Below are 266 nucleotides of genomic sequence, written 5' to 3'. Positions count from 1 at the left end.
CATCCTCCAAGGCTAAATACTCCTGACTGACCGATAGTGAACCAGTACCGTGAGGGAAAGGCGAAAAGAACCCCGGCGAGGGGAGTGAAAAAGAACCTGAAACCGTGTACGTACAAGCAGTGGGAGCCTGATTCGTCAGGTGACTGCGTACCTTTTGTATAATGGGTCAGCGACTTATATTCTGTAGCAAGGTTAACCGTATAGGGGAGCCGAAGGGAAACCGAGTCTTAACTGGGCGTTAAGTTGCAGGGTATAGACCCGAAACC

General features: G+C 50.4%; 1 rRNA gene. It reads left to right on the top strand.

The features are described from left to right. Positions 1 to 266 (top strand): 23S ribosomal RNA (locus M8318_RS00100); the annotation flags it as partial.

Source organism: Leclercia tamurae (assembly GCF_025566055.1).
In the GTDB taxonomy this organism is placed as follows: domain Bacteria; phylum Pseudomonadota; class Gammaproteobacteria; order Enterobacterales; family Enterobacteriaceae; genus Enterobacter; species Enterobacter tamurae.
Note: the sequence above shows the minus strand (reverse complement) of the source record. Positions and strands in the feature narration are given on the sequence as shown.